At 71.8% G+C, this 26,604-nt stretch carries 25 protein-coding genes; 7 read left to right on the top strand and 18 right to left on the bottom strand.

The features are described 5' to 3' along the window. Window positions 1–42 precede the first annotated feature (42 nt). The gene (locus ACZ4AA_RS13395; protein ID WP_467600222.1) at window positions 43–1,341 is read left to right on the top strand and encodes an LCP family protein; all 1,299 of its coding nucleotides are present in this window, start codon (window positions 43–45) and stop codon (window positions 1,339–1,341) included. A 96-nt stretch (window positions 1,342–1,437) separates the two neighbouring features. Here the strand turns inward: ACZ4AA_RS13395 and ACZ4AA_RS13390 are convergent, their stop codons facing one another. Genes ACZ4AA_RS13390 through ACZ4AA_RS13370 form a run of 5 tightly spaced genes read right to left on the bottom strand, consistent with a single transcriptional unit; the run spans window position 1,438 to window position 6,580 of the window. Further along, window positions 1,438–2,394, bottom strand: a complete 957-nt coding sequence (locus ACZ4AA_RS13390; RefSeq protein ID WP_467600219.1) for a hypothetical protein — start codon at window positions 2,392–2,394, stop codon at window positions 1,438–1,440. Beyond that, complete coding sequence (locus ACZ4AA_RS13385) at window positions 2,391–3,851, bottom strand: PP2C family serine/threonine-protein phosphatase (RefSeq protein ID WP_467600216.1); 1,461 nt, start codon at window positions 3,849–3,851, stop codon at window positions 2,391–2,393. Before ACZ4AA_RS13385 ends, ACZ4AA_RS13390 begins: the two co-directional genes overlap by 4 nt. Window positions 3,852–3,873: 22 nt before the next feature. Next, a complete protein-coding gene (locus tag ACZ4AA_RS13380) occupies window positions 3,874–4,539 on the bottom strand; it encodes a vWA domain-containing protein (protein ID WP_385399958.1) in 666 nt (221 codons plus the stop codon). 17 nt (window positions 4,540–4,556) lie between these two features. After that, window positions 4,557–5,030 carry a hypothetical protein gene (locus tag ACZ4AA_RS13375; RefSeq protein WP_467600212.1) on the bottom strand — a complete coding sequence of 158 codons (474 nt, stop codon included), beginning with the start codon at window positions 5,028–5,030 and terminating at the stop codon, window positions 4,557–4,559. Further along, entirely contained in the window at window positions 5,027–6,580 is a 1,554-nt protein-coding gene (locus ACZ4AA_RS13370) for a methyl-accepting chemotaxis protein (protein ID WP_467600209.1), read from the bottom strand. The genes ACZ4AA_RS13375 and ACZ4AA_RS13370 overlap by 4 nt, the downstream gene beginning before the upstream one ends. A gap of 203 nt (window positions 6,581–6,783) precedes the next feature. On the opposite strand from ACZ4AA_RS13370, the gene ACZ4AA_RS13365 reads away from it, so the two are divergent. Next, entirely contained in the window at window positions 6,784–7,482 is a 699-nt protein-coding gene (locus ACZ4AA_RS13365; RefSeq protein WP_467600206.1) for a tellurium resistance protein, read from the top strand. Window positions 7,483–7,563: 81 nt separating this feature from the next. On the opposite strand, the gene ACZ4AA_RS13360 is transcribed toward ACZ4AA_RS13365, so the two are convergent. Beyond that, window positions 7,564–8,721 carry an acyl-CoA dehydrogenase family protein gene (locus ACZ4AA_RS13360; protein ID WP_467600203.1) on the bottom strand — a complete coding sequence of 386 codons (1,158 nt, stop codon included), beginning with the start codon at window positions 8,719–8,721 and terminating at the stop codon, window positions 7,564–7,566. Between the two features lie 191 nt (window positions 8,722–8,912). Here ACZ4AA_RS13360 and ACZ4AA_RS13355 point away from each other — a divergent pair, with 191 nt between their 5' ends. Then, window positions 8,913–10,256, top strand: a complete 1,344-nt coding sequence (locus ACZ4AA_RS13355) for a UDP-glucose dehydrogenase family protein (protein ID WP_467600200.1) — start codon at window positions 8,913–8,915, stop codon at window positions 10,254–10,256. Between the two features lie 182 nt (window positions 10,257–10,438). Here the strand turns inward: ACZ4AA_RS13355 and ACZ4AA_RS13350 are convergent, their stop codons facing one another. After that, entirely contained in the window at window positions 10,439–11,056 is a 618-nt protein-coding gene (locus ACZ4AA_RS13350) for a CGNR zinc finger domain-containing protein (RefSeq protein WP_467600197.1), read from the bottom strand. 104 nt (window positions 11,057–11,160) lie between these two features. Here ACZ4AA_RS13350 and ACZ4AA_RS13345 point away from each other — a divergent pair, with 104 nt between their 5' ends. Then, window positions 11,161–11,520: a VOC family protein gene (locus ACZ4AA_RS13345; protein WP_467600194.1), complete on the top strand. Its 360-nt coding sequence runs from the start codon at window positions 11,161–11,163 to the stop codon at window positions 11,518–11,520. Between the two features lie 73 nt (window positions 11,521–11,593). Here the strand turns inward: ACZ4AA_RS13345 and ACZ4AA_RS13340 are convergent, their stop codons facing one another. From ACZ4AA_RS13340 to ACZ4AA_RS13330, 3 genes are read right to left on the bottom strand one after another with little or no spacing between them, the layout of a single operon-like run. After that, window positions 11,594–12,787, bottom strand: coding sequence for a dipeptidase (locus tag ACZ4AA_RS13340; RefSeq protein ID WP_467600192.1), 1,194 nt, complete (start codon window positions 12,785–12,787; stop codon window positions 11,594–11,596). Between the two features lie 5 nt (window positions 12,788–12,792). Continuing rightward, window positions 12,793–13,317 (bottom strand): 5-(carboxyamino)imidazole ribonucleotide mutase, encoded by a 525-nt coding sequence (gene purE / locus ACZ4AA_RS13335; protein ID WP_467600189.1) that lies wholly within the window; start codon window positions 13,315–13,317, stop codon window positions 12,793–12,795. Next, the gene (locus ACZ4AA_RS13330) at window positions 13,314–14,474 is read right to left on the bottom strand and encodes a 5-(carboxyamino)imidazole ribonucleotide synthase (RefSeq protein ID WP_467600186.1); all 1,161 of its coding nucleotides are present in this window, start codon (window positions 14,472–14,474) and stop codon (window positions 13,314–13,316) included. Before ACZ4AA_RS13330 ends, purE begins: the two co-directional genes overlap by 4 nt. 210 nt (window positions 14,475–14,684) lie before the next feature. Between ACZ4AA_RS13330 and ACZ4AA_RS13325 the strand changes: the two genes are divergently transcribed. Next, complete coding sequence (locus tag ACZ4AA_RS13325; RefSeq protein ID WP_467600183.1) at window positions 14,685–15,230, top strand: GtrA family protein; 546 nt, start codon at window positions 14,685–14,687, stop codon at window positions 15,228–15,230. 25 nt (window positions 15,231–15,255) lie between these two features. Here ACZ4AA_RS13325 and ACZ4AA_RS13320 read toward each other — a convergent pair whose 3' ends face one another. Together ACZ4AA_RS13320 and ACZ4AA_RS13315 are read right to left on the bottom strand one after the other, a co-directional pair. Continuing rightward, entirely contained in the window at window positions 15,256–16,539 is a 1,284-nt protein-coding gene (locus ACZ4AA_RS13320; RefSeq protein WP_467600180.1) for an ATP-binding protein, read from the bottom strand. A 178-nt stretch (window positions 16,540–16,717) separates the two neighbouring features. Continuing rightward, window positions 16,718–17,395, bottom strand: a complete 678-nt coding sequence (locus ACZ4AA_RS13315; protein WP_018566970.1) for a response regulator transcription factor — start codon at window positions 17,393–17,395, stop codon at window positions 16,718–16,720. Window positions 17,396–17,921: 526 nt separating this feature from the next. Here ACZ4AA_RS13315 and ACZ4AA_RS13310 point away from each other — a divergent pair. Further along, on the top strand, window positions 17,922–19,421 hold the full coding sequence (locus ACZ4AA_RS13310) for an oligopeptide:H+ symporter (protein WP_467600177.1): 1,500 nt from the start codon (window positions 17,922–17,924) through the stop codon (window positions 19,419–19,421). 94 nt (window positions 19,422–19,515) lie between these two features. On the opposite strand, the gene ACZ4AA_RS13305 is transcribed toward ACZ4AA_RS13310, so the two are convergent. The 6 genes from ACZ4AA_RS13305 to ACZ4AA_RS13280 form a co-directional block, all read right to left on the bottom strand. Beyond that, on the bottom strand, window positions 19,516–20,778 hold the full coding sequence (locus tag ACZ4AA_RS13305) for a hypothetical protein (RefSeq protein WP_467600379.1): 1,263 nt from the start codon (window positions 20,776–20,778) through the stop codon (window positions 19,516–19,518). A 62-nt stretch (window positions 20,779–20,840) separates the two neighbouring features. Next, window positions 20,841–21,950: a hypothetical protein gene (locus tag ACZ4AA_RS13300; protein WP_467600376.1), complete on the bottom strand. Its 1,110-nt coding sequence runs from the start codon at window positions 21,948–21,950 to the stop codon at window positions 20,841–20,843. 5 nt (window positions 21,951–21,955) lie between these two features. Next, complete coding sequence (locus ACZ4AA_RS13295; RefSeq protein WP_467600173.1) at window positions 21,956–22,942, bottom strand: COG1470 family protein; 987 nt, start codon at window positions 22,940–22,942, stop codon at window positions 21,956–21,958. A 31-nt stretch (window positions 22,943–22,973) separates the two neighbouring features. Further along, complete coding sequence (locus tag ACZ4AA_RS13290) at window positions 22,974–23,714, bottom strand: LPXTG cell wall anchor domain-containing protein (RefSeq protein WP_467600170.1); 741 nt, start codon at window positions 23,712–23,714, stop codon at window positions 22,974–22,976. A 382-nt stretch (window positions 23,715–24,096) separates the two neighbouring features. Then, complete coding sequence (locus ACZ4AA_RS13285; RefSeq protein WP_467600167.1) at window positions 24,097–24,651, bottom strand: ATP-binding protein; 555 nt, start codon at window positions 24,649–24,651, stop codon at window positions 24,097–24,099. Between the two features lie 268 nt (window positions 24,652–24,919). After that, on the bottom strand, window positions 24,920–25,288 hold the full coding sequence (locus ACZ4AA_RS13280; protein WP_467600164.1) for an STAS domain-containing protein: 369 nt from the start codon (window positions 25,286–25,288) through the stop codon (window positions 24,920–24,922). 249 nt (window positions 25,289–25,537) lie between these two features. Between ACZ4AA_RS13280 and ACZ4AA_RS13275 the strand changes: the two genes are divergently transcribed. Then, window positions 25,538–26,455: an RNA polymerase sigma factor SigF gene (locus tag ACZ4AA_RS13275; RefSeq protein ID WP_467600161.1), complete on the top strand. Its 918-nt coding sequence runs from the start codon at window positions 25,538–25,540 to the stop codon at window positions 26,453–26,455. Window positions 26,456–26,604 lie beyond the last annotated feature (149 nt).

The following is a 26,604-nucleotide window of genomic DNA, read 5'->3' as shown; positions in this document are numbered from 1 at the left end:
TCTCTTGTAAGAGACCTGGTCGAGGGCGGCACACTGGTCCGCATGAATGAATGGCCCGAGGACAACCGCAGCAACGGCGGCAACCGCTACGGACGCGGCAGCGCGGGCTCGCAGCCCGAGAGCGCGCGCGTCATGCGACAGGTCCGTCGCGGCCCGTCCGCACCCCCTCCGGGCCAGGGCGCGCCGCCGTACGGCGGCGGGGTGCCCCGTCAGCCCTCGTACGTCGACGGGCAGGGCCACGAGGGTCAGGGCTACGACAACGGCTACGACTCCGGTTACAACACGGGCCAGGTGTACGGGAGCCCGGGCGGTCCCGGCGGCCCGCAGGGCCCCGGCGACGGCGGCGCGTACCCGCGGCGCCCCGCGCCGAACTGGCGCAAGCGGATCAAGTGGACCGCGATCACGCTGGTCACCGCGCTGGTCGTGGTCTCCGTCGGCACGTACTTCTGGGCGGACTCCAAGCTCCACCGTGACGTGGATCTCTCCAAGGTCATAGACCGGCCGGAGACCGGCTCGGGCACGAACTACCTGATCGTCGGTTCCGACAGCCGTGCCGGCCTGACGTCCGCGGACAAGAAGAAGCTGCACACGGGCTCCGCCGAGGGCAAGCGCACGGACTCGATGATGATCCTGCACACCGGCAGCAACGGCTCCACGCTGCTGTCGCTGCCGCGTGACTCGAACGTCACGATCCCGAAGTTCCAGGGCTCCGAGTCCGGCAAGATCAAGGGCCCGCTGGGCCAGAACAAGCTGAACGCCGCCTACGCCTACGACGGCCCCACGCTCCTGGTCAGGACCATCGAGTACAACACCGGTCTGCACATCGACCACTACGTGGAGATCGGCTTCGCCGGGTTCGCGGGCATCGTCGACGCGGTCGGCGGTGTCGACATGACCCTCGACCAGGGCTTCAAGGACAAGTACTCCGGCGCCGACTTCAAGGCGGGCAAGCAGACGCTGAACGGCGAGCAGGCCCTCGCCTTCGTCCGCACCCGGCACGCCTTCGCCGCCTCGGACCTTCAGCGCACCAAGAACCAGCAGAAGTTCCTGGCCGCCCTGGCCCACCAGGTCGCGACCCCCTCGACGGTCCTGAACCCGTTCAAGCTCTACCCGACGATGGGCGCGGGCCTCGACTCACTGGTCGTCGACAAGGACATGAGCCTGTGGGACCTGGCCGACATGTTCTGGGCCATGAAGGGCGTCACCAGCGGCGACGGCAAGTCCATGAACATGCCGATCTCCGGTTCCGTCGGCGGCAACCTCGTCTGGGACAAGGCGAAGATGAAGACGCTGGTGAACGAGCTCAAGAACGACGAGACGGTCACGGTCTCGGGCAACTGACCCGGTCCCGCACACCGTCGCCGGCGGCCCGACCGGGCATCGCCCGAGGCCGCCGGCCCCTGACCCACCGCCACCGCGAAGCGCGGCAGCGGTGGGTCAGTTGTGTGAGGGGCGCAGGGTGATGCGGCCCCGGGTGCGGGGACCGTCGAACTTCGAACGGTCGACGACGGGCCTGGGGGCGGGTTCCGCGGCCATGAGACGGATGGTGTCCCGGCCCGCCAGGGCGGTGCACCACTGGGCCAGATGCGGGCGCGTGCCCCGGGGCCCCGACGCCTCCTCCCACAGGTCCCGCACGGCGTCGGCCCGCCGGTCGTCGAGCACACCGGACAGCGGCCGCAGGGGCGTGCCGGGGGTCACGTAGGCGTCCTGGCTCACGACGCGGCCCACCACCAGGGCCGCCTTGTAGCGGTCGCTGTCCACCGTGGCGGTGCCCGCGGCGGCCAGCGGGTCGTGCCAGTCGGGGGTGTCCGCCTGTTCCAGGACCGGGGGCCGCCCGGCCATGCGCACTCCGTCGCAGTCCAGGAGGTACGGGGCGGGCGCGGGCCGGACGGTCCACAGCACGTTCGCATGGGACACGTCACCGACGACCAGACCCAGCGTGTGCAGCCAGTGGAGGAGTCCGAGGACGGCGACCACCAGCGCGAACCGCTCGGCCGGCGAGGGCTGGGCGACGCCCTGCCAGGCGGCCCTCGGCGGCCTGAGCAGATACGACAGGTCGGTCAGCCGGGCCTCGCCGCGCGAGGTCCGCCAGGTCAGGGCGTCCGGCGCCCGGCGCATCAGGAACCCGGTCGCCCGGCCGCCGTCCATGACCCGGCACAGCGGCCAGGCCGTCTCCCGGTCCAGACGCTCCCGGTCGGCCGGGGTGAGCCCCTGGCGCAGGGCCACGAGCGCCGCCAGTTCCCTGCCGTCGGCCTTCCCCGGCTCGCGGTAGCTCTTGTACAGCAGGCGGCCGGGACCGGCGACCTCGTACACCTCGCCCTGGCCGCCGTCGCCGACCCGGGTGCCGAGGGCGAGCGAGCCGAGCGCCACGTCGGCGCCGTCGTCGGCGCTCACGGCCCGGCCTCCCACAGGACGACGGCGGTGCGGTCGTCGTCGTACGACTTCACCCGGTACTGGAGCTGCCACAGGAAGTCGGCCGGTGCCGGCGCGGCCCCCCGGCCCCAGCCGGACGCCAGGAAGTCCCGCATCCCCGCCTCCCCGGCGAGCGGCGTGGACAGGCCGTCCGTGCACAGCACGAGGACGTCGCCGGGCAGGGCCGGGGCGAGCAGCAGGGCGCGGGCGCGGTGGCCGTGCGGCAGGGCGGCGGTGCGGGTGTCGATCATTCCGTCGCCGTCGTGCTCGGGGTCCGTCAGCGACAGGTTCCACTCCCCCGCGCGCAGCAGCGCCGTGCCGCCGTCGCCGACGGCAAGGAAGCCGCGGGTGCGCACGCGGGGATCGAGCGACACGAGCAGCGCGCGCAGGGTGGTGGCGTACGCGGCGGGGTCGTCGCCGCGTTCGCGGGCGCGGTGCGCGAGCAGGGTCGCCACCCGGCCCACGGCGGTGTCCACCAGTGCGGCGAACCCGGCCCTGTCGCCCGAGCGCAGGCTCTCGGAGAGCTCCTCGGCGACGCCGTCCAGCTCCATCGCCGCGAGACGGCAGGCCTCCTGGGAGCCGATGTGCGAGCGGGCCGCCGATCCCACGCCGTCGGCCACGGCGAGCAGCAGCAGCCCGTCCGTGCCGGGTGCCCCGAGGCGGACCACGGCCAGGGAGTCCTGGCGCGGCTCGCCCTGATAGCGGTGCGAGTCGCCGCGCACCGACGCCGCCCGGACCGTCAGGGGGCCGTATCCGGCGCCGTCCACCACCATGTCGGGGGTCAGCGCCGCGGTCGGGTCCTCGCGGACGGAGGGAAGCTCCCGGGGTTCCGGGGCGTACAGCGGGGGCTTGGGTCCCGAGTGGGGCGGGGCCCCGAGCACCGGGAGCGCCCCGATCCGCGGGGCGGGGTCGTCGGACACGGGAGCGGGACCGTTCGGCGAGGGCTGCCCCACCGGCCGCTGGTCCGGTCGCTGCTCCGGCCGCTGGGCGAAGCCGGGCTGGGGGTACGGAGCCGTCGGCGTCGGCTCGTACGGGGTGGGGGACGGGGGCGATGGTTGCGGGAGGGGCCCGTAGGACAGGGGCGGGTTCGGGCCGGTGGCCTGCGCGGTGGGCGGGTCGGCGACGGTGAGGGGCGCGGACTCGGGCTGGTCGTTGAAGAACTGGTCGACGCTCTGCCAGGTCGCGTCCAGCGGGTCGGGCTCGCGTGCGTCCGGCCAGCTGAACTCGGTTCTCCGCAGCTCGTGTCGACGTCCTCCGGGATGTCCGGCGTCCGGCTGTCCGGCGTGGGGGCCTGGCTGGTGCGAGGCCGATTGCTGGGGGCCGGGTTGATGCGAGGCCGATTGCTGGGGGCCGGGTTGATGCGAGGCCGGTTGATGCGAGGCCGGTTGCTGGGGGCCGGGGTGATGCGGGTTCGTCCGGGACGGTCCGGTGGCGTTCATGTCGTTCTCCATCGGCGCGACCTCACAGCTTGTCGAGAGAGACGATGGAGAAGCCGGGCACGGTGTCGTCCACGGCCAGCGTGAATCCGTTGCCGCCGTCCGCGCCGATGCTCCCGGCGGACCGGACGATCGAGCGGGTCAGGCTGGAGGCGAACTCGCGCAGCGCCTGCGCCGGCGACACCGACGAATCCTTCTGCATGAACGCCCGGAAGTTCGCGACCCGGGCGATCGTCGACTCCTGCGCCTCCCCGATGCCGAAGGCGATGATCTTCGGGCAGAACCGCGACTGGGTGACCTCCTTGTACGCCTGGTCCCAGTCCGGGTCCGTGGGAATGCCGTCGGAGAGGAAGAAGACCACGGGCCGGTACACCTCGTGGCCCTCCGCCTTCAGCCCCGCCACGTCGGCCTCGACACAGCGCAGCAGGGTGCGGAACGCGTCGCCGTACGAGGTGAGCCCGCCCGCGGCGAGCGCCGGGACGGAGTCGATGTCACTGAGGTCGACGAGCGGTTGGAGCACGGTGGCCGTGTCGGAGAAGCCGATCAGGCAGAAGCGTGTCTTGTCGGCGACGGTCGGGTTGGTGCTGATCTCGTGGTGCAGGTCCGGGAGCGCGCCGTTGATGGCGTCGATCGGCTCGCCGATCATCGACCCGGACTCGTCGCAGAGCAGGTAGAAGGGCAGGATCTGCAAGGTCTCGTACCTCCGGGTCAGTACGTGTAGAAGTAGATCTCGATGTCGGCGTGGCCCGGCAGGGCTCCGCCTTTCCAGAAGTCGCGGGTGGTCGCGGCGCGGAACATGTCCGGACGGGCCTTCCCCAGCAGGGAGTTGACCTCGTGGGCGTACGCGCCCCCGGCGCCCGGGTCCGTGTGGCGTCCGAAGGTCAGCACGAAGGCGGCCTGCCGGCCCCGGTAGCGCGCGGTCGCGGCGCGCAGTGCGCGCACGATGCCCGTGTCGTCGCCGGCGGCCGCGTCGACGGCCACCTTGACCGGGGTGCGGACCACCGCCCGCGGGCCGGTGTGCCGGGACTTCTTCCCGGCGGCCGGGGACGAGGAGGCGGGGCGCTTGTCGGCGGCCTGCGGATCGCCCTGGTCCCCCATGGCCACCAGGGCGAGGACGAGCAGCATGTCCGCGAACAGCCAGCCGGCCAGGTGCAGCGGCTGGAACCTTCCGCCGCGCTTCATCGGGCCTCGGTCAGCGACGGGGGAGGCAGCTGCGGGGGCTCACGACGGGGATCGGGCCGGTCCATGGGAACGCCGAACCGGTCCGTGGGGCCGTCCGCCCGCTCCACGCCCGTACCGAACCCGTCGGTGGGAGCGCCGGGGCGGTCCGCGGGGGCGTGGCCCGCGTCGGTGGAGGGCGCGTGGCCCGCGTCGGTGGAGGGCGCGTGGCCCGCGTCGGCGGATCGGCTGTGGCCGTGGGTCCGGCCTTGGGGCTGGCCCTGGGGCTGGCCCTGGGTGGGACCGCCCGCCGAACCGGCGCGGTCCGGTCGGCCCGTGGGGTCCATCAGAGCCGTGGGGTCCATCAGGGCCGTGGGCTCCGTCAGGCTCCCGTCGGGCCGGCCCGTCAGACCTCCACCGCTCGCCCTCCTGTCGGCACGCAACTCGGCGACCAGTCGCGCGAATTCCTCGGCCACCGCCCTCAACGCATCGCCCTGGGAACCCAGTTCACGTACGGCCTGCTGGGACTCCTCGACGGCGCGGGCCGTGTTCTCCGCCACCTCGCCGAACCGGCCCAGGAGTTGGGCCGAGATGTCCGAGGTCACCTCGATACCGGTGGCGTACGCCCGCTGGGACGCGGCCAGCACGGTCACGGAGTCCTCGACGCGGTCACCGGCGCCCCGCACGGCGAGCCGCACCTCGCCGTTCGCGTCGCGTACCTCGTCGAGCGCCTTGCCGACCCGGTCCCCGCCGGCACTGACGGCGGCCTCGACCCGGCCCACCGCGGCCTCCAGCGGCTTGACGGAGGTGTCGACGCCGGCCAGCGCGCGTTCGGCGCCCCGCACCGCGTCACCGACGGCCGAGGCCGCCGACGTCAGATCCTTCTGGACCCGGACCGCCTTGTCACCCAGCCGCCCGAGCGTCGCCGCGGCCTCGGTGAGCTCGGCCGCGAAGCGCTGCGGGGAACTCGACCGCCGTCCGTTCAGCACGAGTTGGGCGCGGGTCAGCGCCGGGACGAGCGCCGCCATCAGCTCCTCGGAGCCGCGGTCGGCGGCCTCCTCCCGGCGGGCGACGGCGGACCGCCGCAGGCCGTGCGTCAGGACGAGCGTGAAGAGCAGCGCGATGGCGACGGTGGCGCTCATCGCGACATGGCCGAACGTGAAGGCGCCGGTCAGGTGTCCCTCGAATCCGGACTGCCACAGCTGGAGGAAGGGCCGGGAGGCGGCCCCCGGGTCCGCGCCCGTCAGCGCCCCGTACGCGCTCGACGCCCGCGTCAGCCCGTACCAGGTGAGCATCAGCGGTACGAAGACCAGCGCGCCCAGCACCCCTTCGGCGTAGGACCACAGCGGGTGCTCGGCGCCCCGGACGCCGGTCGCCCGAAGGCTCTCGGGGCGGGCGTAGGCGGCGAGGAGATCGAGCTCGGACCACGGTTCGAGACCGGCGGGATCCTGGTCCCGCAGCGCCGCCGCGAGCGCGGTCAGCTCTTCCTTCCGGGTTCCGAGCGCCGGCCGCCGGGCAAGCTCCTCGACACTCTGCGCGATCACATGACGGTCCACCAGGGCGCCTGACGGCATGCCCACCCCCACAACACGACGGACGCGGAGGCGTGCCGGGGCGACCCTGGATCCCCACCCGTGTCATGTGCCGCCCTGCCCCCGCCGGTTCACACGCACCAGACGCGTGACCGAGGGCACAGAGGGTACTCCAGCGGACACGCTCCGCGCATAAACTCCCGGCACCCGCCACTCTCCACCGACGGCGGCGCGAGGGGGAACCGTTGAGCAACGACGACCGTCCACGGGCGACCATCCGCCTGACGCCCGCGCCGGGCACCCGGCCCGGGACCGGTGCCCTGCGCGCGGCCCCGCCGCCCCGCGAGGTGCCGCGGCTTCCCGCCGCGCGCGCCGAGACGATGCTGACCAGGTCGGCGCCGCGGGCCCGTGTCACGGGGCGCGGGGTCCTCCAGGTGAACCTCAACCGGCCGCCGGGGACCGGCGCCGACCTCGACCTCGGCTGCATGGCCGCGTTCCGGGACGGCGGCCGCGCGGCCGTGCAGCCGCTGGGGAACAACTTCGGCTCGCTGACGGAGTGGCCGTACATGCAACTCGACCAGGACGACCGCACCGGGGCGTCCTCCGACGGGGAGACGGTCCGGGTGGACCTGGAGCGGCGCGAGCTGTTCCGGCAGCTGCTCTTCCACGTCTACGTGTACAGCGGCGCCGTGGATTTCCGGAGCCTGGGCGCCACGGCCACCGTGACGGCCCCTTCCGGCGGATTCCGTATCGCCCTCGACGCCTCCCCCGAGGGAGCGACGGGCTGCGCCATCGCCCTGGCCACGCCCGGGAAGGACGGCCTCACGGTCACCCGCGAGGTCCGCTGGTTCACCGGCACCCCGCGCCACTCGGTCCAGGAGCAGATGGACAGCGCCTACGGTTTCGGCCTCACATGGGTCCGGACGCGCAAGGACCGCCCCTGAAACGCGAGAGGTGAGAGGCGCCCCGGGCGCCTCTCACCTCTCCTGCCGCCTCCCGCCGGTCGATTCCCGGCGGGAGGCGTACTACGGCAGGTTCCTCGCCATGACGATGCGCTGGACCTGGTTCGTGCCTTCGTAGATCTGCGTGATCTTCGCATCGCGCATCATGCGCTCGACCGGGTAGTCGCGGGTGTAGCCGTAGCCGCCGAGGAGCTGGACGGCGTCGGTGGTGACCTCCATGGCCACGTCCGAGGCGAAGCACTTGGCGGCGGCGCCCTGGAAGGTGAGGTCCTTGTCGCCGCGCTCCGACTTGGCGGCGGCCGCGTACGTCAGCTGGCGGGCGGCCTCGATCTTCATGGCCATGTCGGCGAGCATGAACTGGATGCCCTGGAAGTCGGCGATCGACTTGCCGAACTGCTTGCGCTCCTTGACATAGCCCTTGGCGTAGTCGAGGGCGCCCTGGGCGACACCGAGGGCCTGGGCCGCGATGGTGATGCGGGTGTGGTCCAGGGTCTTCATGGCGGTCGCAAAGCCGGTGCCCTCCTCGCCGATCATGCGGTCGGCGGGGATACGGACGTTGTCGAGGTAGACCTCGCGGGTCGGGCTGCCCTTGATGCCGAGCTTGCGCTCCGGAGCACCGAAGGAGACGCCCTCGTCGGACTTCTCGACGACGAACGCGCTGATGCCCTTGGAGCGCTTCGTCGAGTCGGTCACCGCCATGACCGTGTAGTACTCGGAGACGCCCGCGTTGGTGATCCAGCGCTTCACGCCGTTCAGGACCCAGAAGTCCCCGTCACGGACGGCCTTCGTCTTCATGCCGGCCGCGTCGGATCCGGCGTCCGGCTCGGAGAGGCAGTACGAGAACATGCCGTCGCCCTTGGCGAGCGGGCTCAGGTACTTCTTCTTCAGGTCCTCGGAGCCGGAGAGGATCACCGGCAGCGAGCCCAGCTTGTTCACGGCGGGGATCAGCGAGGAGGACACGCAGACGCGGGCCACCTCCTCGATCACGATGACCGTCGCGAGGGCGTCGGCGCCGGCGCCGCCGAACTCCTCGGGGACGTGCACGGCGTGCAGGTCGTTCGCGACCAGGGCGTCCAGCGCCTCCTGCGGGAAGCGGGCTTCCTCGTCCACCGCGGCGGCGTACGGCGCGATCTTCGCCTCGGCCAGCGAGCGGATCGCGTCCCGGAGCATGTCGTGCTCCTCGGACGGGCGGTACAGGTCGAAATCAGCCGATCCGGCCAAGGTCTCTCACGCTCCAAAAGGTGCTGTGCTGGCGGCGCTAACTACCGTTAAGTAACACAATTTTAGAGTCCCGCTCGTGAGAACGGATACGTGAGCTTGGCGACAGGGGGAAAACCGCCGGTGAAAGCGCTCCCCGGTGCCCCGACTATGCTCGGGCGCGCACCTACGCGCCGCACACCTCAGGAGCACCCATGGCCCTCAAGATCACCGTGATCGGCACCGGCTACCTCGGCGCCACCCACGCCGCGGCCATGGCCGAGCTCGGCTTCGAGGTCCTCGGGCTCGACGTGGTGCCGGAGAAGATCGAGATGCTCCAGCGGGGCGAGGTCCCGATGTTCGAACCCGGTCTCGAAGAGCTGCTGCGCAAGCACGTGGCCGGGATCGAGGGTTCCACGGGCCGGCTCCGCTTCACCATGGACTGGGCCGAGGTCGGCGCCTTCGGCGATGTCCACTTCGTCTGTGTGAACACTCCGCAGAAGCACGGCGAGTACGCCTGCGACATGTCGTACGTGGACGCGGCGTTCGAGGCGCTGGCGCCCCATCTGCACGGTCCCGCCCTCGTCGTCGGCAAGTCCACCGTGCCGGTCGGCTCGGCGGAGCGGCTGGCCGCCCGGCTCGCCGAGCTCGCGCCCGCGGGCGCGGACGCCGAGCTGGCCTGGAACCCGGAGTTCCTGCGCGAGGGCTTCGCCGTGAACGACACCCTGCACCCCGACCGCATCGTGGTGGGCGTGCGCGGCGAGCGCTCCGAGAAGCTGCTGCGCGAGGTGTACGTGACGCCGGTCGCCGAGGGCACGCCGTTCGTCGTCACCGACTTCCCCACCGCCGAGCTGGTGAAGACGTCCGCGAACTCCTTCCTCGCCACCAAGATCTCCTTCATCAACGCGATGGCCGAGGTCTGCGAGGCCGCCGACGGTGACGTGGCCAAGCTGGCCGAGGCCATAGGGCACGACGAGCGGATCGGGAAGAAGTTCCTGCGGGCCGGGATCGGCTTCGGCGGCGGCTGTCTGCCCAAGGACATCCGCGCCTTCATGGCACGCGCCGGTGAGCTGGGCGCGGACCAGGCGCTGACCTTCCTGCGCGAGGTCGACACCATCAACATGCGGCGCCGTGGCCAGATGGTGGAGATGGCCCGTGAGGCGCTCGGTGGCGGTTCGTTCCTCGGCAAGCGGGTCGCCGTGCTCGGCGCGACGTTCAAGCCGGACTCGGACGACGTGCGCGACTCCCCGGCGCTGAACGTGGCCGGGCAGATCCATCTCCAGGGCGGTCAGGTCACCGTCTACGACCCGAAGGGCATGGAGAACGCCAAGCGGCTCTTCCCGACGCTCGGCTACGCGGACTCCGCCGTGCAGGCCGTACGGGGCGCCGATGTCGTCCTGCACCTGACGGAGTGGCGCGAGTTCCGCGAGCTGGACCCGACGGTGCTGGGCGAGGCGGTCACGTCCCGGGTGCTCCTCGACGGGCGCAACGCGCTGGACCCCGAGGTGTGGCGCAAGGCGGGCTGGACGTACCGGGCGATGGGCCGCCCCACCGCCTGAGGCCTCTTGCCCGGCCGGTCGCGGCCGGGGCCGTGGCGGGTGGCACCGCTCCGGCCGAGGCTCAGTCGGCCGGAGCGGCGCCGCTTGCATTCTGCACCACTTTGCTGTGCCACCGCCGGAGACCGCCGGACCGTGTCCGGCCTCCGGTCCCGCCGCCCGCAAGATCTTCCGCCGCGCGGGGCCTACTTGGCGCGGTAGCGGCGCATCTTGGCGCGCGCCCCGCACACCGACATCGAGCACCAGCGGCCGCGGCCGGCCGGTGAGCGGTCGTAGTACGCCCAGTGGCAGGCCGGGGCCTCACAGGCCTTGAGCCGCGGCCAGGTGCCCTCGATCAGCGACTCGGCGATCGCGGCGGCGACACGGAAGGCCAGGGGGGCTGGAGGGGCCGCGGGGTCCGGAGGGGCCGAAGGGACCCGGGGAGCCGGTGCGGCCGGGGAAGGCGAGAAGGCAGGGGAAGCCGGAGCGGAGGCCGGGGCGGAGGCCTTGGCCGGTTGCTCGTCGGCGGGGACCAGGCGTGCGGCGCCCGTGTGCTCGTCCAGCGTCACCCGCAGGGGCGCGCGGGCGAGCAGCTCCCCGAGCGGGGTCACCTCCCGGTGCGCCGGATGGCCCGCGTGCGCCAGGCACACCGCCCGCAGCGACTCGCGCAGCTCACGGGCCCCGTCCGCCTCGCCCGCCGTCAGCCCGAACCGCGCCAGGCCCTCCGGCGTGTCCAGGAGGTCGGCGCCCGACTCGATGTCCAGGGTGTTCACCAGCGCCTGGACGAGGGCCAGACCGCCGGGTGCGGGCGCTCGGTCATTCATGGTTGCGACGTTACCTCCTATGCGGGAGCATGCAGTAACCGTTACCCGCAAGAACCGTTTGCGGGTAACGCATCGGTACTGCCGGAGATCCCACGGAGGAAGTCATGGCTCTCGCCACACTGGACGTCGTCGTCCTGGACTGTCCCGACCCGCGCGCGCTCGCCGCGTTCTACGCGGGGGTGCTGGGCGGCACCATCACGGAGGAGACCGACTGGATCGACCTGGACCTGCCCGGCGGCCGCAAGCTCGCGTTCCAGGCCGCGCCCGGGTACGTACCGCCGCGCTGGCCCTCGCCCGACGGCTCGCAGCAGCTGCATCTGGACCTGAACGTCGAGGACCTGGACGTGGCGGAGAAGGGCGTGCTGGAGCTCGGCGCGACCCCGCTGGACACGGAGGACAGGTCGCGCTCGTTCCGGGTGTACGCGGACCCGGCCGGGCACCCGTTCTGCCTCTGCGCCTGCTGAAGGCACCGAGGCACCCGGCGGGACGGCGGGCCCGTACCGGGGGCCGGGGGGTTCGGGCGTCCCGCCGGACTCCTCAGCCGTCCAGTTGTTCCAGCGTCGCGTTCGACGGGGCCCGGCGGGCACGGAGGTCGCGGGAGACGTCCTCCGCGGCGCCCAGCACGCGCACGGCGTTCCGCCAGGTCAGCTTGGCCACGTCCGGGGACGACCAGCCGCGGTCCAGGAGCTCGGCGATCAGGTTCGGATAGCCGGACACGTCGTCGAGACCGGCCGGGGTGAACGCCGTGCCGTCGTAGTCGCCGCCGATGCCGAGGTGGTCGATGCCCGCGACCTCGCGCATGTGGTCGAGGTGGTCGGCGACCGTCGACACCGTCGCGATGGGGCGCGGGTGGTCCTCCTCGAAGGCACGGTGGACCTTCATGGCCTCGGCGGTGGTGTCGAGGTGGTGGAAGCCGTTCGCGCGCATGTTGTCGTCGGCCGCGGCCGTCCAGTCGACCGCCGCCTGGAGAACGAACTTCGGTACGAACGTCACCATCGCCACTCCCCCGTTGGCGGGCAGCCGCTCCAGCACGTCGTCCGGGATGTTGCGCGGGTGGTCGCACACGGCGCGGGCCGAGGAGTGGGAGAAGATCACCGGCGCGACGGAGGTGTCGAGCGCGTCGCGCATCGTCGTCGCGGCCACGTGCGAGAGGTCCACGAGCATGCCCTCGCGGTTCATCTCCCGTACGACCTCACGGCCGAAGGCGGACAGGCCGCCCACCACGGGGACGTCCGTCGCCGAGTCCGCCCAGGCGATGTTGTCGTTGTGGGTGAGGGTCATGTAGCGGACGCCGAGCGCGGACAGCCCGCGCAGGGCGGCGAGGGAGTTGTCGATCGAGTGACCGCCCTCGGCGCCCATGAGGGAGGCGATACGGCCCTCGGCGCGGGCCGCCTCCATGTCGGCGGCGGTCAGCGCGGCCCGCAGGTCGGCGGGATACCGGTCGATCAACTGCCGTACGCAGTCGATCTGTTCCAGCGTCGCGGTGAGGGCGCCGGGCAGGTCCGAGCGGACGTACACCGACCAGTACTGCGCGCCGACACCGCCCGCGCGCAGCCGGGCCAGGTCCGTGTGCAGGTGGGCGCTCTGGTCGGTGGCGATGTCACGGGCACCGAGGTCGTAGCGGACCTGCTCCCGCAGCGCGTAGGGCAGGTCGTTGTGTCCGTCGACGACAGGGAACTCGTCGAGCAGGGCGCGGGCACGGTCGATCGAGGGCAGGGAGGACGAGGGCATCCGCGTCACTTCCCGAAGCCGAAGCCGGCGCCGGCGCCCTCGGCCTTGGCGCGCAGCCGCTTGCCCTTCTCGGTGGCCTGGTCGTTCAGCTCCTGCTGGAACTCCCGCATCCGGGCGAGGAGTTCCTCGTCGTGGGCGGCGAGCATCCGGGCGGCCAGCAGACCGGCGTTGCGGGCGCCGCCGACGGAGACGGTCGCCACCGGCACACCGGCCGGCATCTGCACGATGGAGAGCAGCGAGTCCATGCCGTCGAGGTACTTGAGCGGGACGGGCACACCGATGACGGGCAGCGGGGTGACGGAGGCCAGCATCCCCGGAAGATGGGCCGCGCCGCCGGCGCCGGCGATGATCGCCTTGAGCCCGCGCTCCGCGGCATGCTCGCCGTACGCGATCATCTCGCGCGGCATGCGGTGCGCGGAGACGACGTCCACCTCGTAGGGGATCTCGAACTCGTCCAGCGCCTGCGCCGCGGCCTCCATGACCGGCCAGTCGGAGTCCGAACCCATGACGATGCCTACAACGGGGCTCATTCGGTGATCGTGCCTCTCAGGTAGCCGGCTGCGTGCCGGGCGCGATCGAGGACATCGTCCAGGTCGTCGCCGTAGGTGTTGACATGGCCGACCTTACGGCCGGGCTTCACGTCCTTGCCGTACATGTGGATCTTCAGCTGCGGGTCGCGGGCCATGCAGTGCAGGTACGCGGAGTACATGTCGGGGAAGTCGCCGCCGAGGACGTTCGCCATGACCGTCCAGCGGGCGCGCGGACGCGGGTCGCCGAGCGGGAGGTCGAGGACCGCGCGGACGTGGTTGGCGAACTGCGAGGTGACCGCGCCGTCCTGGGTCCAGTGGCCCGAGTTGTGCGGGCGCATGGCCAGTTCGTTGACGAGGATGCGTCCGTCGCGGGTCTCGAAGAGCTCGACGGCCAGGTGGCCGACGACTCCGAGTTCCTTGGCGACGCGCAGCGCCAGTTCCTGGGCCTGAAAGGCCAGCTCCTCGGCGATGCCGGGTGCCGGGGCGATCACGGTGTCGCAGACGCCGCCGACCTGCTGGGACTCGACGACGGGGTACGCGACGGCCTGGCCGTGCGGGGAGCGGACGACGTTCGCGGCGAGCTCGCGCGCGAAGTCGACCTTCTCCTCGGCGAGGACGGGAACGCCGGCACGGAACGGGTCGGCGGCCTCCTCCAGGGAGCGGACGAACCAGACGCCCTTGCCGTCGTAGCCGCCGCGGACGGTCTTGAGGATGACGGGGAAGCCGTCGCCCTCCTCGCCCTGCGCGAGGCCTTCCGCCGCGAACGCGGCCACGTCCGCGACGTCCGTCACGATGCGGTGCCGCGGGCACGGCACACCGAGCTGGTCGAGCTTCGCGCGCATGACGCCCTTGTCCTGGGCGTGCACGAGCGCGTCGGGGCCGGGCCGGACGGGGATGCCGTCCGCCTCCAGGGCCCGCAGGTGCTCGGTGGGGACGTGCTCGTGATCGAAGGTGATCACGTCGCAGCCCCGCGCGAAGTCGCGCAGCGTGTCGAGGTCGCGGTAGTCGCCGATGACGACTTCGCCGACGACCTGCGCCGCGGAATCCTGTGGAGTGTCACTGAGGAGCTTGAACTTGATGCCGAGCGGGATGCCCGCCTCGTGTGTCATACGAGCGAGCTGGCCACCGCCGACCATGCCGACTACCGGGAACGTCACGCTCCAAGAGTATCGGCCACGCCAGAGTGGCCGATTTGCGCGGTGATACGCCCCGATTTTCCCTGCCTCTGACCGCCTCTTTTCTTACCTGTGAGCACATGCACAAGCAGCGTGCGGGGGCGCTGGTTAGCATGGGCTGGTTGGCGCATTCCACCGCGCGTTCACCGGCGCGGCCGACCACGAGACCCACCGACAGGGGCTGGCGACACCATGGGCAGTGCTTCATCGGGGCCTCACGAGGGGCCCCGCAGCGCGGTTCGGCAGCGCTTCGACCTGCTCTTCCGTGAGGTCGCCAAGTTCGGCGCGGTGGGCGGTGCGGGGCTGCTCGTCAACCTGCTCGTGTTCAACCTCGTACGCCATCTCACGGGCCTCCAGGTCGTGAGGGCCAGCGTCATCGCGACGGTCGTGTCGATCGTCTTCAACTACGTCGGGTTCCGCTACTTCACCTACCGGGACCGTGACAAGGGCGGGCGCACCAAGGAACTGACGCTCTTCCTGCTGTTCAGCGTGGTGGGCCTGGTCATCGAGAACGGCGTGCTGTACGCGGCGACGTACGGCTTCGGCTGGGACAGCCCGCTCCAGAGCAACGTCTTCAAGTTCCTGGGCATCGGCATCGCGACGCTCTTCCGCTTCTGGTCCTACCGCACCTGGGTGTTCCAGGCGCTTCCGGCCCGCGAGGCGGTGGCCAGCGCCGAGGCGTTCCTGGGCGAGGTGCCCGAGCCGGGGACGCGCCGTCCGCGGGCCCGCGTGAACTGAGCCGCCCCGACCCGGCGTCTCTCCCCTACCTGACCGTGCGCTCCTCGTCGTCCTCGGGGAGCCGGGGCGAGCGCTTGAGCGGGGTGCGGGACAGGAACATGCCGAAGACGGGCGGCTGTGCCTGGAGCATGTCCAGACGCCCTCCGTCGGCCTCCGCGAGGTCGCGGGCGACGGCGAGACCGATGCCGGTGGAGTTGCGGCCGCTGATGGTGCGCTCGAAGATGCGGGCGCCGAGGTCGGTGGGGACGCCGGGGCCCTCGTCGGTGACCTCGATGACGGCCTGGTTGCCGGTCACGCGGGTGCGCAGCGCGACGGTGCCGCCGCCGTGCATGAGGGAGTTCTCGATCAGTGCCGCGAGGACCTGGGCGACCGCGCCCGGGGTGCCCACCGCCTGGAGATGGCGCTTGCCCGAGCTGACGATCGCGCGGCCGGCGCTGCGGTAGGCGGGCCGCCATTCCTCCAGCTGCTGCTTGATGACCTCGTCGAGGTCGAAGGAGACGGCGGAGCCGGTGCGCGGGTCCCGGGCGTTGGTGAGCAGGCGCTCGACCACGTCGGTGAGGCGCTCCACCTGCGTCAGCGCGATCGTCGCCTCCTCCTTGACCGTGTCGGGGTCGTCGGTGAGGGTGATCTCCTCCAGGCGCATGGACAGCGCCGTCAGCGGTGTCCGCAGCTGGTGGGAGGCGTCGGCGGCGAGGCGGCGCTCGGCGGTGAGCATGCGGCCGATGCGCTCGGCACTGCTGTCCAGCACGTCGGCGACCCGGTCGAGCTCGGGGACGCCGTAGCGCTTGTGGCGCGGTCGCGGGTCGCCCGAGCCCAGCCGTTCCGCCGTCTCGGCGAGGTCGGTGAGCGGGGAGGCGAGACGGTTGGCCTGGCGTACGGCGAGCAGGACGGCGGCGATGATCGCGAGCAGGGCGACGGCGCCGATGACCAGCAGGGTGCGGCCGACTTCCTTGGTCACCGAGGAGCGGGGCTCCTGGACGGTGACGGTCTCGCCCGACTCACCCCTGGCGGTGTACTGGATGACGTCGCCGGTGGGCTGGGTGCCGGCCTCGATGGGATCGCGGCCCGGAATCCTGATCACGGCGTAGCGCCGGTCGGTGACCTGGTTCTTGAACGTCTCGCCGGTGATGTTCTCGTCGCCGAGGATGCGGCTGTCCACGATGCTGGCCAGCCGCAGCGCCTCGGAGTCCACACGCTCCTGGGCGCTGTTGCTGATCGTACGGGTCTCGACGATGACGAGGGAGACCCCGAAGACGGCGATCACCACGAGGACGACGGCGAGGGTGGACTGGATCAGACGGCGACGCACGGGGCCCTCCGGGCAGATGGCTGTACGGGGACCAGTGTGCACGTTCGCCGCTCCGGCCCGGGCTCGCCGCCGGTCCGGCGGCGCGGGATTCCCCCCGCCGCCCGGACCGGTCGGGCCTCAGCCGCTCCCGTGAGTCCTCCGCCGCGCCGTGCTTCCCGGCGAGGCGGAGGCCGCCGGCTCAGCTCTTCTCGAAGCGGAAGCCGACGCCTCGTACCGTCGCGATGTAGCGGGGGTTGGCCGCGTCGTCGCCGAGCTTCTTGCGGAGCCAGGAGATGTGCATGTCGAGGGTCTTGGTGGAGGACCACCACGTGGTGTCCCAGACCTCGCGCATGAGCTGGTCGCGGGTGACGACACGGCCCGCGTCCCGGACCAGGACCCGCAGGAGGTCGAACTCCTTCGCCGTGAGCTGGAGTTCCTCGTCGCCCATCCAGGCACGGTGCGACTCGACGTCGATGCGTACGCCGTGGGTGGCGGGCGGCTGCTGGGGCTCGGCGGCGCCGCGCCTGAGCAGCGCCCGTACCCGGGCGAGGAGTTCCGCGAGCCGGAACGGCTTGGTGACGTAGTCGTCGGCGCCGGCGTCGAGGCCGACGACGGTGTCCACCTCGTCGGCGCGCGCGGTGAGGATGAGGATGGGCACGGTGTGGCCCTCGGCGCGAAGCCGGCGGGCGACTTCCAGGCCGTCCATGCCGGGCAGTCCGAGGTCCAGGACGACCAGGTCGACGCCGCCCTGCATTCCGGCGTCGAGCGCGGTGGGTCCGTCCTCGCGGACTTCGACCTCGTAACCCTCCCGGCGCAGGGCACGGGCCAGCGGCTCCGAGATGGACGCGTCGTCCTCGGCGAGCAGTACACGGGTCATGGGGTGATGGTAGTCCGCCATCAAGGGCGCCCGGGCAGTGATCCGCCTCCGTGATTCACACCCGCCGTCCGGGTGTTTCTTACCTGTGGGTTCGGGATGAGATCCTTACTGACACCTTCGAATGATCGTCCGCGGTTCCACGATCGCCTGTGATCCATATCTCAAGTCCTTCCATATGGGGCATTGTGATGTCGTATGGTGACCGGACGCCTGATGCACTCCTTCGGGACCTTTGGCTGGAACTTGATGCTGAAGGTCTCTTCTGTGTGCGGGCTGGTGTCAGCCAGCCTTGAAGGAAAGACCTGTGGCCGGGCCCGGACGCGCTGATGCGCGACGGGCGTGGATCCCGGTGGTCGCCGTCCATCGCTCCCGGACTCCGGGGCGGATTCCCCATGGGCGTGGGGAAGGACGCCGAGCCCCGCCGGTGCCGGCCGCCCCCCATGGGCGCGTACTTCCCCCGGACTCTCGGTTTCCACCTGAGCGAGGGGACCCCCCAACAGCGCGTCCCGACCAGCAAGGATCGACCATGGCGTCCAGCCTGACGAAGGACTCGGCGACTCCGGGAATCTCCGGTTCCTCCGAGAAGACCTTCTTCGGCCACCCCCGCGGACTGGCCACTCTCTTCATGACCGAGATGTGGGAGCGTTTCTCCTACTACGGGATGAAGGCACTGCTCCCGCTGTACCTGGTGGCACCGGGCGGTCTGCACCTCAGCGCGGCCACCGCGACCGCGATCTACTCGGTGTACCTCTCCCTCGTGTACCTGCTCGCCCTGCCGGGCGGCTGGTTCGCCGACCGTGTCCTCGGCCCCCGTAAGACGGTCGCCGTCGCGGGTGTGATCATCATGCTGGGCCACCTCACGCTGGCTCTCCCCTCCTCCGGCACCTTCTACGGCGGCCTCGGCCTCGTGGCGATCGGTTCCGGTCTGCTGAAGGCCAACATCTCCACGATGGTGGGCCACCTCTACGACGGCCCGGACGACGCGCGCCGCGACGGTGGCTTCACGCTGTTCTACGTCGGCATCAACCTCGGCGCCTTCGCCGCTCCGCTGATCATCGGCACCGTCGGCGAGAACGTGAACTGGCACCTGGGCTTCGCCCTCGCCGCGCTCGGCATGGCGCTGGGTCTCATCCAGTACCTGCTCGGCGGCCGTCACCTCAGCGCCCGCTCGCACGAGGTCCCCACGCCCCTGACCGCCGAGGAGAAGTCCTCGACCCTGCGCAAGTCCGCGCTGTGGGCCGCTGTCGCCGTCGTCTTCTACGCGATCGTCGGCTTCTCCGGCCACTACACGCTGAACTGGCTGCTGGTCCCGATCACGATCGCCGGTCTGCTCATCCCCGTCATGGTCATCGGACGCATCAAGCGGGACAAGTCCCTGGACCGTGCCGACCAGTCGAAGATGTCCGCGTACATCTGGTTCTTCGTCGCCGCGGCCGTCTTCTGGATGATCTACGACCAGGGCGGCTCGACGATGTCGATCTTCGCTGACGAGTCGGCGAAGAACACGATCTTCGGCTGGGAGTTCCCGGTCTCCTGGTACCAGTCGGTCAACCCGGTCATGATCATGGCGCTCGCCCCGGTCTTCGCCTGGGCGTGGCTGTGGATGAACAAGCGCGGCAAGGAGCCGAGCACGGCGACGAAGTTCGCCTCGGGCCTGATCCTGATCGGCGCCTCGTTCTTCCTCTTCCTGGCCCCGCTGACGATCGCCGAGGGCGGTCACAAGGCGGCCGCGATGTGGCTGGTGGCGATCTACTTCGTGCAGACCGTCGGTGAGCTGACGCTCTCCCCGGTCGGCCTCTCGGTCACCACGAAGATGGCTCCGGCGAAGTACGCCTCCCAGATGATGGGTGTCTGGTTCCTGGCCGTCACCGCCGGTGACGCCACGACCGGTCTGCTCTCCATCGCCAACGTCGACCTCAACAAGACGGGCATCGTCGCGCTGGAGGCCACGCTCGCCGTGATCGCCGGTGCCGCGGTGTGGATGTACCGCAAGAAGGTCAAGGCGCTCATGGGCGACGTCCACTGACGTCCGCTCCGGCATCCGGCGAAGGGCCGTCGCACCGTTCGGTGCGGCGGCCCTTCGCCGTTCCCGCGGCCGGCCCGTGGCCGCACCGCCTCGGTCACCGGCCGCGGCGGCCCGGCATGAACGTGAAGACCGCGCCGCCCAGCAGGACGACCGTGCCGGCCACCAGGGCGAGCGCCTCCAGGGCTCCGTGGCTGTCGGAGCCCGTCTCCGCGAGCCCGCCGGAGGACGTACCGGCGGAGCCGGAGCCGGACGAGGTGGACCCGCCGCCCGAGGCGCCGCTCGCCTGCTGTGCGGTGTCCAGGGTCAGCGAGACCTCGGACGTGGTCGGGGTGCAGGTCGTCGTCGTGCCCAGGGCCATCACCGTCAGCACGCCCGGGGACAGGGTCGACGATCCGGTGGCGCCCGGTTTGTAGGTGCCCGTCAGATCGGGGATCTCGATCGGGTCGCCGGACTTGATCGCCGCGGAGTTGGCCGGGCCCTCGACGTGCACGGTGCCCTTGTCGGCGCCGCCGAGCACGACCTCCATCGACGGCTTGACCGAGTTGGCGGGGATGTCGGCCGGGCTGTCCATCACGGACCCCTTGAACCGCACGGTGAGGTCGTAGCTCCCGCCGTTCCTCCGGGCGTCGATCCGCACCGGCGAGGTGGCGTTCTTGTCTCCGATAGGCGTCTTGCACGCGTACGGGACGGCGACCTCCTTGCCCGTGAAGTCGCTCTGCCCGCCGCCGGAACCGCCGGTGTCGCTTCCGCCGGTCGCGCTGCCGCTCGGCGACGGGGTGAGGGACCCGCTCGGCGTCGGGGTGGGAGTCGGGGTCGGAGTCGGGGTCGGGGTGCCGCCCGTCCCGCCACCGCTCGTCACCTTGATGGTCGCCGAGGGGTGCACCGTCTCCTTGGGCGTGCACTTGGTGTCGGTGGAGATCGGCTTGCTGACATTGATGTCGTACGCGTCCGGGGTGAGCGTGACGTCCCCCACCGCCGTCAGTTTCAGCTTGCCCGTCATGTCGGACAGCTTCATGTCGCTGTTCTTGGGGATCGCCGGGTTCGTCCGCGGCCCCTCCATCGCGATGCCGGCCGTCTGCGCGCCGCCCGCCTTCAGCGTCCCGGTGGGCTTGACGGTGTTCGCGTCGAGATCGAGGACGTCGGGGTTCTTCGAGGCGGCCTGGGTGAACTTCCAGGTGATGGTGACCTCGTCCCCCACCTTCGCCTCGGCGGGCGCGGTGATCTCCACCTTCGTGGTGCCCTCCACGGCGGGCAGCCCGGAGATCGCGGGCGGAATGCACTCCGTGCTGTACGACACCTCGGCGGCCTGCGCCGGAACGGCGGCCACCCCCAGCAGGACGCCCGCACCGCCGAGCATCAGCGCGACCCCGGCCGCGCCCGCTCTGCGGCCTCGGGCCGGTACCACTCTCCGTAGCGTGCTCACGTATGCCCCTTCCTCGTCTGCGTCGTCGGACCGTTCTCGTGCGGTGCGGAGAGCTGACGGTTCGCCCCGGTCCCCGGATCGCTGCCGGGGGTGAACCAGGGCAGGGCCGGAACCCCGGAGGCCGAGGGGTCCTCCGACGGGCGCGGGGCGGGGCTCGTCCAGGGCAGGCGCAGGGTGAGCTCGGCCGGCCTCAGCCCCCGGTGCCGCCCGGCCCGCCCGGCCGGCCCGCGGGGACGCACCCGGTCCACCACGGCCATGCCGATCCGGAACAGCGCGGCCGGGACGACCACGCAGAGCAGGATCCAGAAGAGGGTGACGCCCCAGGGGCGGCCCACGCCCCACGGCTGCTCGGCGATCACCTTCCCGCCGTACCGCAGCGAGACCGTGTAGTCGCCGTGCGCCCCGGCCGACAGTTCGACCGGGATCCTGATCTGCGCCTTGCGGCCGGGCGCGACGGTGCCGCGCCACTGCTGTTCCTCCCACTGCGGGGCGAACACCCCGTGGGCGGTGCCGATCTGGAAGACCGGGTTCTTCGCGGGGGCGGTGCCCACGTTGCCCACGGTGAGCACGAGGGTGCGCGAGGGCGGCGAGCCGAACCAGGTCAGCAGACCGCTCGATCCGTCGAGCCGGGTGTCGGTCAGCACCGCGATCCGGCCGCCGCCCACCTGCTTCGGCAGCGGCTCCACCGCGTGGCCGGCCACCATGAACACGGCGTCGGCCTCGGCCTTCTCACCGGTGACGGTGGCGACGTGCACCACGCAGGGACAGGGCACGGGCGGCTCGGTCACCGGCAGCTTCCTGCTGAAGCCGCCCTTCGCGTCGGTGGTGACGGCCCGTCCGTCGGCGTTGGCGCAGGAGTTGGTGCCGCCGATCACCCCGCGCGAGGGCACGGACTGCCCGCAGACCAGCATCATCAGCAGGGTCCCGGGCCGCCATCCGCTGCCGGTGACGGTGACCGAACCGCCCGTCCCCGCCTCGGACCTGGACAGGGTGACACCCGGCTTCCCGGCGGCGGACGCCGGGAACGCCGAGGCCACCCCCGCCAAGGGGACCAGGACGAGCACCAGCACCGCCGCCGACACCACCGCCCGCAGCTTGCCGCCCAGGACGCTCACGACACCGCTCCCGTCAACTCGACCTCCGTGCCGGGCTGTTCACCGGCCCCGCCGTCTCGCGCCCGGCGCTCGCGACGCCACCGCCCACGCACCCCGGCCCGCCTCCGCCGTCGTACGGCGAACAGGGCCGCCGGCGCCACCAGGGCACCGCCCGCCCCGGCCACCGCCCCCCACGGCACGAACCGGACCGACGCGGTCCCCGTCGAGCGCACGCCGCCCGCCGCCGTCACCGTCAGCCGCACATCGGCCGCGTCCAGGGCCGGCGGCCCGGTCCACGCCTCGTGGAGCGTGACCCGGCCGCCCGGCGGCAGCTCGACGGGCAGGGCACGCGGGCCCCGGTCGAGCAGGGTCCCGAAGACCCCGTCGGCGTGCACGGCGAGAGAGGGTGCGAGGACCGTGGTGCCGCGGTTGACCAGTTCGTACGAGATCCGCCCGCCGCCCACCCTGATGTGCTCGACCGTCAGCGCCGGCAACGCAGGTCCCGGAACCCGGAGCCGGACCCGGACCTCCGAGGTGCGCCCGCCGCCGCTCGCGAGGATCGCGCCGGGATGGTCACCGGGCGCCACCCCGGCCGGGACGCCGATGGTGAACGGCACGTCGGCACGGGTGTGCGCCGGCACCCGTACGGACAGTTCCCGCACCGCGGTCCTGCGGCCGTGCGCGTGTGCGGCGAAGGCGATCCAGGCGCCCGCGTCCGCCGGCCGTTCCCGCACGGTGAAGGCGCCGTGGACGGTGTCGTCCGCGTCCGCGTCGGCGCCGCGCAGCCGGACGGTGAGCGGCCGCGCCCCCGGGTTGAGCACGGACACCGCGTCCTGGAGGACCGCGCCGGGCGCGCCCTCCGCGTAGACGGAGGGCCGTCCGTCCACCGCGCCGTCCGCGGCCGGCACGACGGACCAGCCCTCGGCGGCCAGGGCCGTCGGTGCCGCGCTCAGCAGCACCAGGGTCAGGCCCAGCACGCGGGCGGCGGGGAGTGCGTACGGCATGCGGCGGCTCCAGGTCGTGGTGCTGGGACGGTCAGCGGCGTACCGCCTGATGCCTGCGCGTCAGCCACAGCACGCCGGCCGCTCCGGCGAGGAGCACCGTGCCGCCGAGGGTGCCGAGGGCGATCACGGAGTCCTCGGGGCCGGTCTGCGGGAGGGAGCCGCCGGAGCCGGAACCGCTGGAGCCGGAACCGGAGGAGGAGCCCGAGGTCGACGAGCCCGAGGTGGAGCCCGAACCGCCGGCCGCCGTGACGTCGAGGGTCAGCGAGGGTCCTGGGCTGTTCGAGGGCGTGCACGTGGTCGTGGTGCCGAGGGCCTTGATGGTCAGGACACCCGCGGTGAAGGTGACCTTGCCGGACTTCCTCGGCGTGTAGGTCCCGCTCAGGTCATTGATCTTTATGGGGGTGTTGGCGGGGATGGCGGCCGCGTTCGCCGCACCGCTGACCGCCACCGTGCCGCTGTCCGCGCCGCCCACCTTGATGACGGCGCTCGGTGTCATCGCGCCCTTGCCGAGTTCGACCGGGCTGGAGGAGACGCCCTTCTGCCAGGACATGGTGAGCTTGTAGGAGCCGCCGCTCTTGACGCCCTTGATGTCGATGGGAGAGACGGCGCTCTTGTCGCCGATCGGCGTCTTGCACTGGTAGTTGACGTCCACCACGTCGGCCTGGGCTGCGGGGGCGGCCGTCAGCACCGCCGAGCCGGCCAGGGCCGCGGCGAACGCGAGCGCGGCGGTTCGTTTCTGGTACGTCCGGTACGACACGGGCCTGCCCCTCATTCCTGACGGCGTCCTCGCCGATTTCTGACGGAACATCAGATCGGCCGTCAAGGTACGCCCGGGGCCTTGTGGAGGGAAGACACAGTGCGCCCCGGATCCACGAGGACCCGGTACACGGCCGGCGCCACACGAGGAAGCATCCGAACCGCGGGCGGCCGAAGGAGGGCGGCCGGGGGCTATGGGGGGCCGGGGACGCCCGGGGCGGGGCGAGGCTGGGGGCACCAGGGCGGCGGCCGCGGCTGGACACCCGGGAGCGGCCGGATGGGCCGGACCCCCGCCCCGTGGAGCCGGCGGACGGGCCGACCCGGTGCATCCGAGCGGCCGGCAGGTCAGAGCGGGGCGACGGGCCGGGCTCGGGGCCCGGGCGCGTCAGGGCGCGCCGTTACGCGGGTGCACCCAGTTCCGCCCAGACCGTCTTGCCCGTCACTCCGGGCAGCCGGACGACCCCCCAGTCCAGGCAGAGCCGCTGCACGATGAACATGCCGTGGCCGCCGGGACGCCCCGCGCGGTGCGGGGTGCGCGGGGCGGGCTGGCCGGATCCCCGGTCGGAGACCTCGATGCGCAGCACCTTGTTGTCACAGGAGATCCGGAGTTCGTCCGGGCCCTCGGCGTGCAGACAGGCGTTGGTGACCAGCTCGGAGACGACCAGCAGGACGTCCTCGGCGGCCGCCCGCAAGTCGGCGCTCGGCGCGGGCAGCCAGCCCCACGCGTACAGCGCCTGCCGGGCGAAGTCGCGGGCGAGCGGCACGACGCCGCTCTCGCCGACGAGGCCCAGCGTGCGGACCTGGCGGCCGGCGGACGCGGGGGCCGGGCCGGCGTCGTCGACGGGCGTCATGCTGTCCACGGGCGCCCCGCTCCGCGCGGGCACCGCGGAAGCGCCGCCGTCGCCCGACTCCGGGCCGCGGTCGCCCGGCGAGCAGGGCCGGGTGGTGCTCATCAGCGCTTCACCTCACCGATTCACCGGTTCACGATTCAAGACTCAGTACGCAGTACTCAGTACGGATGGATCAACGGCTTTCGCCGCTCGTGGATCAACAACTTCCGCCGCGTCGGTCCCTGGACCACCGACCCGCCCAGGATGTCTCCTGCCCGACGGAACCGTGCGAACACCCACGTATTCGCCACGGAGCCTGTGACGCGGGCAACGCGCCGGACACGCGGGGGGACCTGGGACGGAGGCCGGGACATGACCGAGAGCCCGCGGATCAGCCGGAGAGGGCCGCTTCGAGCGTGTCGTGGACGGTGAAGACGGCCTCCGCCCCGGTGATCTCGAAGACGCGCGCGACCACCGGCTGCATCGCGGCCAGATGCACCCCGCCGCCCGCGGTCTCGGCCTTCAGCCGGGCGCCGAGCAGCACATTGAGCCCGGTGGAGTCACAGAACTCCAGCCGGGAGCAGTCGATGACCAATCGCGCGTATCCCTTGTCGAGGCACTCATCGAGTGGCTCACGCAACAGATCCGCCGTGTGGTGATCGAGCTCACCCGCGGGGGTCACGACAGCACTCGCGCCCTCTTCCCGCACCTCGACAAGAAGCCGGCCAGATTGTGTGCTGCCGACCGTCCCGCGGTCCATGCCGTCTGTCTCCCGAGTGTCGCGACTACTGACGTACGCACTCGAACACTACGCCTTCTCTACGGCACCCGACACCCGAACAACCCTATCGAAAGGGACATTTCACCCGGTATGACACTTGCGGTGAGTTCGGGAAACCGGATAGGGCTAGAAGAGACACCTATCCGACCCGGCCGGCTTTGGAGGCGCCGCACACCGCAGTGCACGTATTGGCATCGGCGGCCATATGCCGAGAACGATGGAGGACACATGTCACCCCGGCTCGACGCATCGCAGACCCTGACGGCGACGTCGGCACCTTCTCCGCGAAACCCGGAGCACGTCGACGGACCCGGAACCGACGGAACCGACGCACTCACCGGACTCGCCGGCCTCCCGGAGATCCCCCCGTTCGACAAGGTGGGGCCGGTGGACGCGCGGGCTCTGTCCAAGACGCTCTTCGCGCGGCTGGAGTCCCTCGAAGAGGGCACGCACGACTACGCGTACGTCCGCAACACGCTCGTCGAACTCAACCTCGCGCTGGTGAAGTTCGCCGCCTCCCGCTTCCGCTCCCGCAGCGAGCCGATGGAGGACATCATCCAGGTCGGCACCATCGGCCTGATCAAGGCGATCGACCGCTTCGAGCTGAGCCGGGGCGTCGAGTTCCCCACCTTCGCCATGCCGACGATCATCGGCGAGATCAAGCGCTTCTTCCGCGACACCTCCTGGTCGGTACGGGTCCCCCGCAGGCTCCAGGAGCTCCGGCTCGACCTGGCCAAGGCCGGCGACGAACTGGCCCAGCGCCTCGACCGCGCCCCGACCGTGAACGAGCTCGCGGAACGGCTCGGCATCAGCCGCGACGAGGTCGTCGAGGGCATGGCCGCGTCGAACGCCTACACGGCCAGTTCACTGGACGCCCAGCCCGAGGAGGACGACTCCGAGGGCGCGCTCGCGGACCGCATCGGCTACGAGGACAACGGACTGGAGGGCATCGAGTACGTGGAGTCCCTCAAGCCGCTCATCGCGGAACTCCCGCAGCGCGACCGGCAGATCCTCTCGCTGCGGTTCGTGGCGAACATGACCCAGTCCGAGATCGGCGACGAACTCGGCATCTCCCAGATGCATGTCTCCCGACTGCTGTCGCGCACCCTCGTGCGACTCCGGAAGGGCCTGACCGTCGAGGAGTGAACGGACTTCGCGGTCCACGAGGCCGCGTATCCGGGCGGTCCGGCGCCGAGAGCGCCGGGCCGCTCCGTCTTTCCCGCCCCCGCCGGACCCCACAGCGGCCTCCGCACGTCGGCGCGCTCCGCACATCGGCGCCCTCCGCACATCACGGA

The sequence above is a fragment of the Streptomyces sp. NPDC024698 genome (assembly GCF_055559015.1).
The sequence above is the reverse complement of the archived record's forward strand: the minus strand, read 5'-3'. Positions and strand labels throughout refer to the sequence as shown.

Coding starts and splice junctions, on each gene's coding strand:
- ACZ4AA_RS13395 (WP_467600222.1), top strand. CDS start 43: ATGAATGAATGGCCCGAGGACAACCGCAGCAACGGCGGCAACCGCTAC.
- ACZ4AA_RS13385 (WP_467600216.1), bottom strand. CDS start 3,851: ATGAACGCCACCGGACCGTCCCGGACGAACCCGCATCACCCCGGCCCC.
- ACZ4AA_RS13375 (WP_467600212.1), bottom strand. CDS start 5,030: ATGAAGCGCGGCGGAAGGTTCCAGCCGCTGCACCTGGCCGGCTGGCTG.
- ACZ4AA_RS13370 (WP_467600209.1), bottom strand. CDS start 6,580: ATGCCGTCAGGCGCCCTGGTGGACCGTCATGTGATCGCGCAGAGTGTC.
- ACZ4AA_RS13355 (WP_467600200.1), top strand. CDS start 8,913: ATGGCCCTCAAGATCACCGTGATCGGCACCGGCTACCTCGGCGCCACC.
- ACZ4AA_RS13350 (WP_467600197.1), bottom strand. CDS start 11,056: ATGAATGACCGAGCGCCCGCACCCGGCGGTCTGGCCCTCGTCCAGGCG.
- ACZ4AA_RS13345 (WP_467600194.1), top strand. CDS start 11,161: ATGGCTCTCGCCACACTGGACGTCGTCGTCCTGGACTGTCCCGACCCG.
- ACZ4AA_RS13340 (WP_467600192.1), bottom strand. CDS start 12,787: ATGCCCTCGTCCTCCCTGCCCTCGATCGACCGTGCCCGCGCCCTGCTC.
- purE (WP_467600189.1), bottom strand. CDS start 13,317: ATGAGCCCCGTTGTAGGCATCGTCATGGGTTCGGACTCCGACTGGCCG.
- ACZ4AA_RS13325 (WP_467600183.1), top strand. CDS start 14,685: ATGGGCAGTGCTTCATCGGGGCCTCACGAGGGGCCCCGCAGCGCGGTT.
- ACZ4AA_RS13315 (WP_018566970.1), bottom strand. CDS start 17,395: ATGACCCGTGTACTGCTCGCCGAGGACGACGCGTCCATCTCGGAGCCG.
- ACZ4AA_RS13310 (WP_467600177.1), top strand. CDS start 17,922: ATGGCGTCCAGCCTGACGAAGGACTCGGCGACTCCGGGAATCTCCGGT.
- ACZ4AA_RS13305 (WP_467600379.1), bottom strand. CDS start 20,778: ATGCTCGGCGGTGCGGGCGTCCTGCTGGGGGTGGCCGCCGTTCCGGCG.
- ACZ4AA_RS13295 (WP_467600173.1), bottom strand. CDS start 22,942: ATGCCGTACGCACTCCCCGCCGCCCGCGTGCTGGGCCTGACCCTGGTG.
- ACZ4AA_RS13290 (WP_467600170.1), bottom strand. CDS start 23,714: ATGAGGGGCAGGCCCGTGTCGTACCGGACGTACCAGAAACGAACCGCC.
- ACZ4AA_RS13285 (WP_467600167.1), bottom strand. CDS start 24,651: ATGAGCACCACCCGGCCCTGCTCGCCGGGCGACCGCGGCCCGGAGTCG.
- ACZ4AA_RS13280 (WP_467600164.1), bottom strand. CDS start 25,288: ATGGACCGCGGGACGGTCGGCAGCACACAATCTGGCCGGCTTCTTGTC.
- ACZ4AA_RS13275 (WP_467600161.1), top strand. CDS start 25,538: ATGTCACCCCGGCTCGACGCATCGCAGACCCTGACGGCGACGTCGGCA.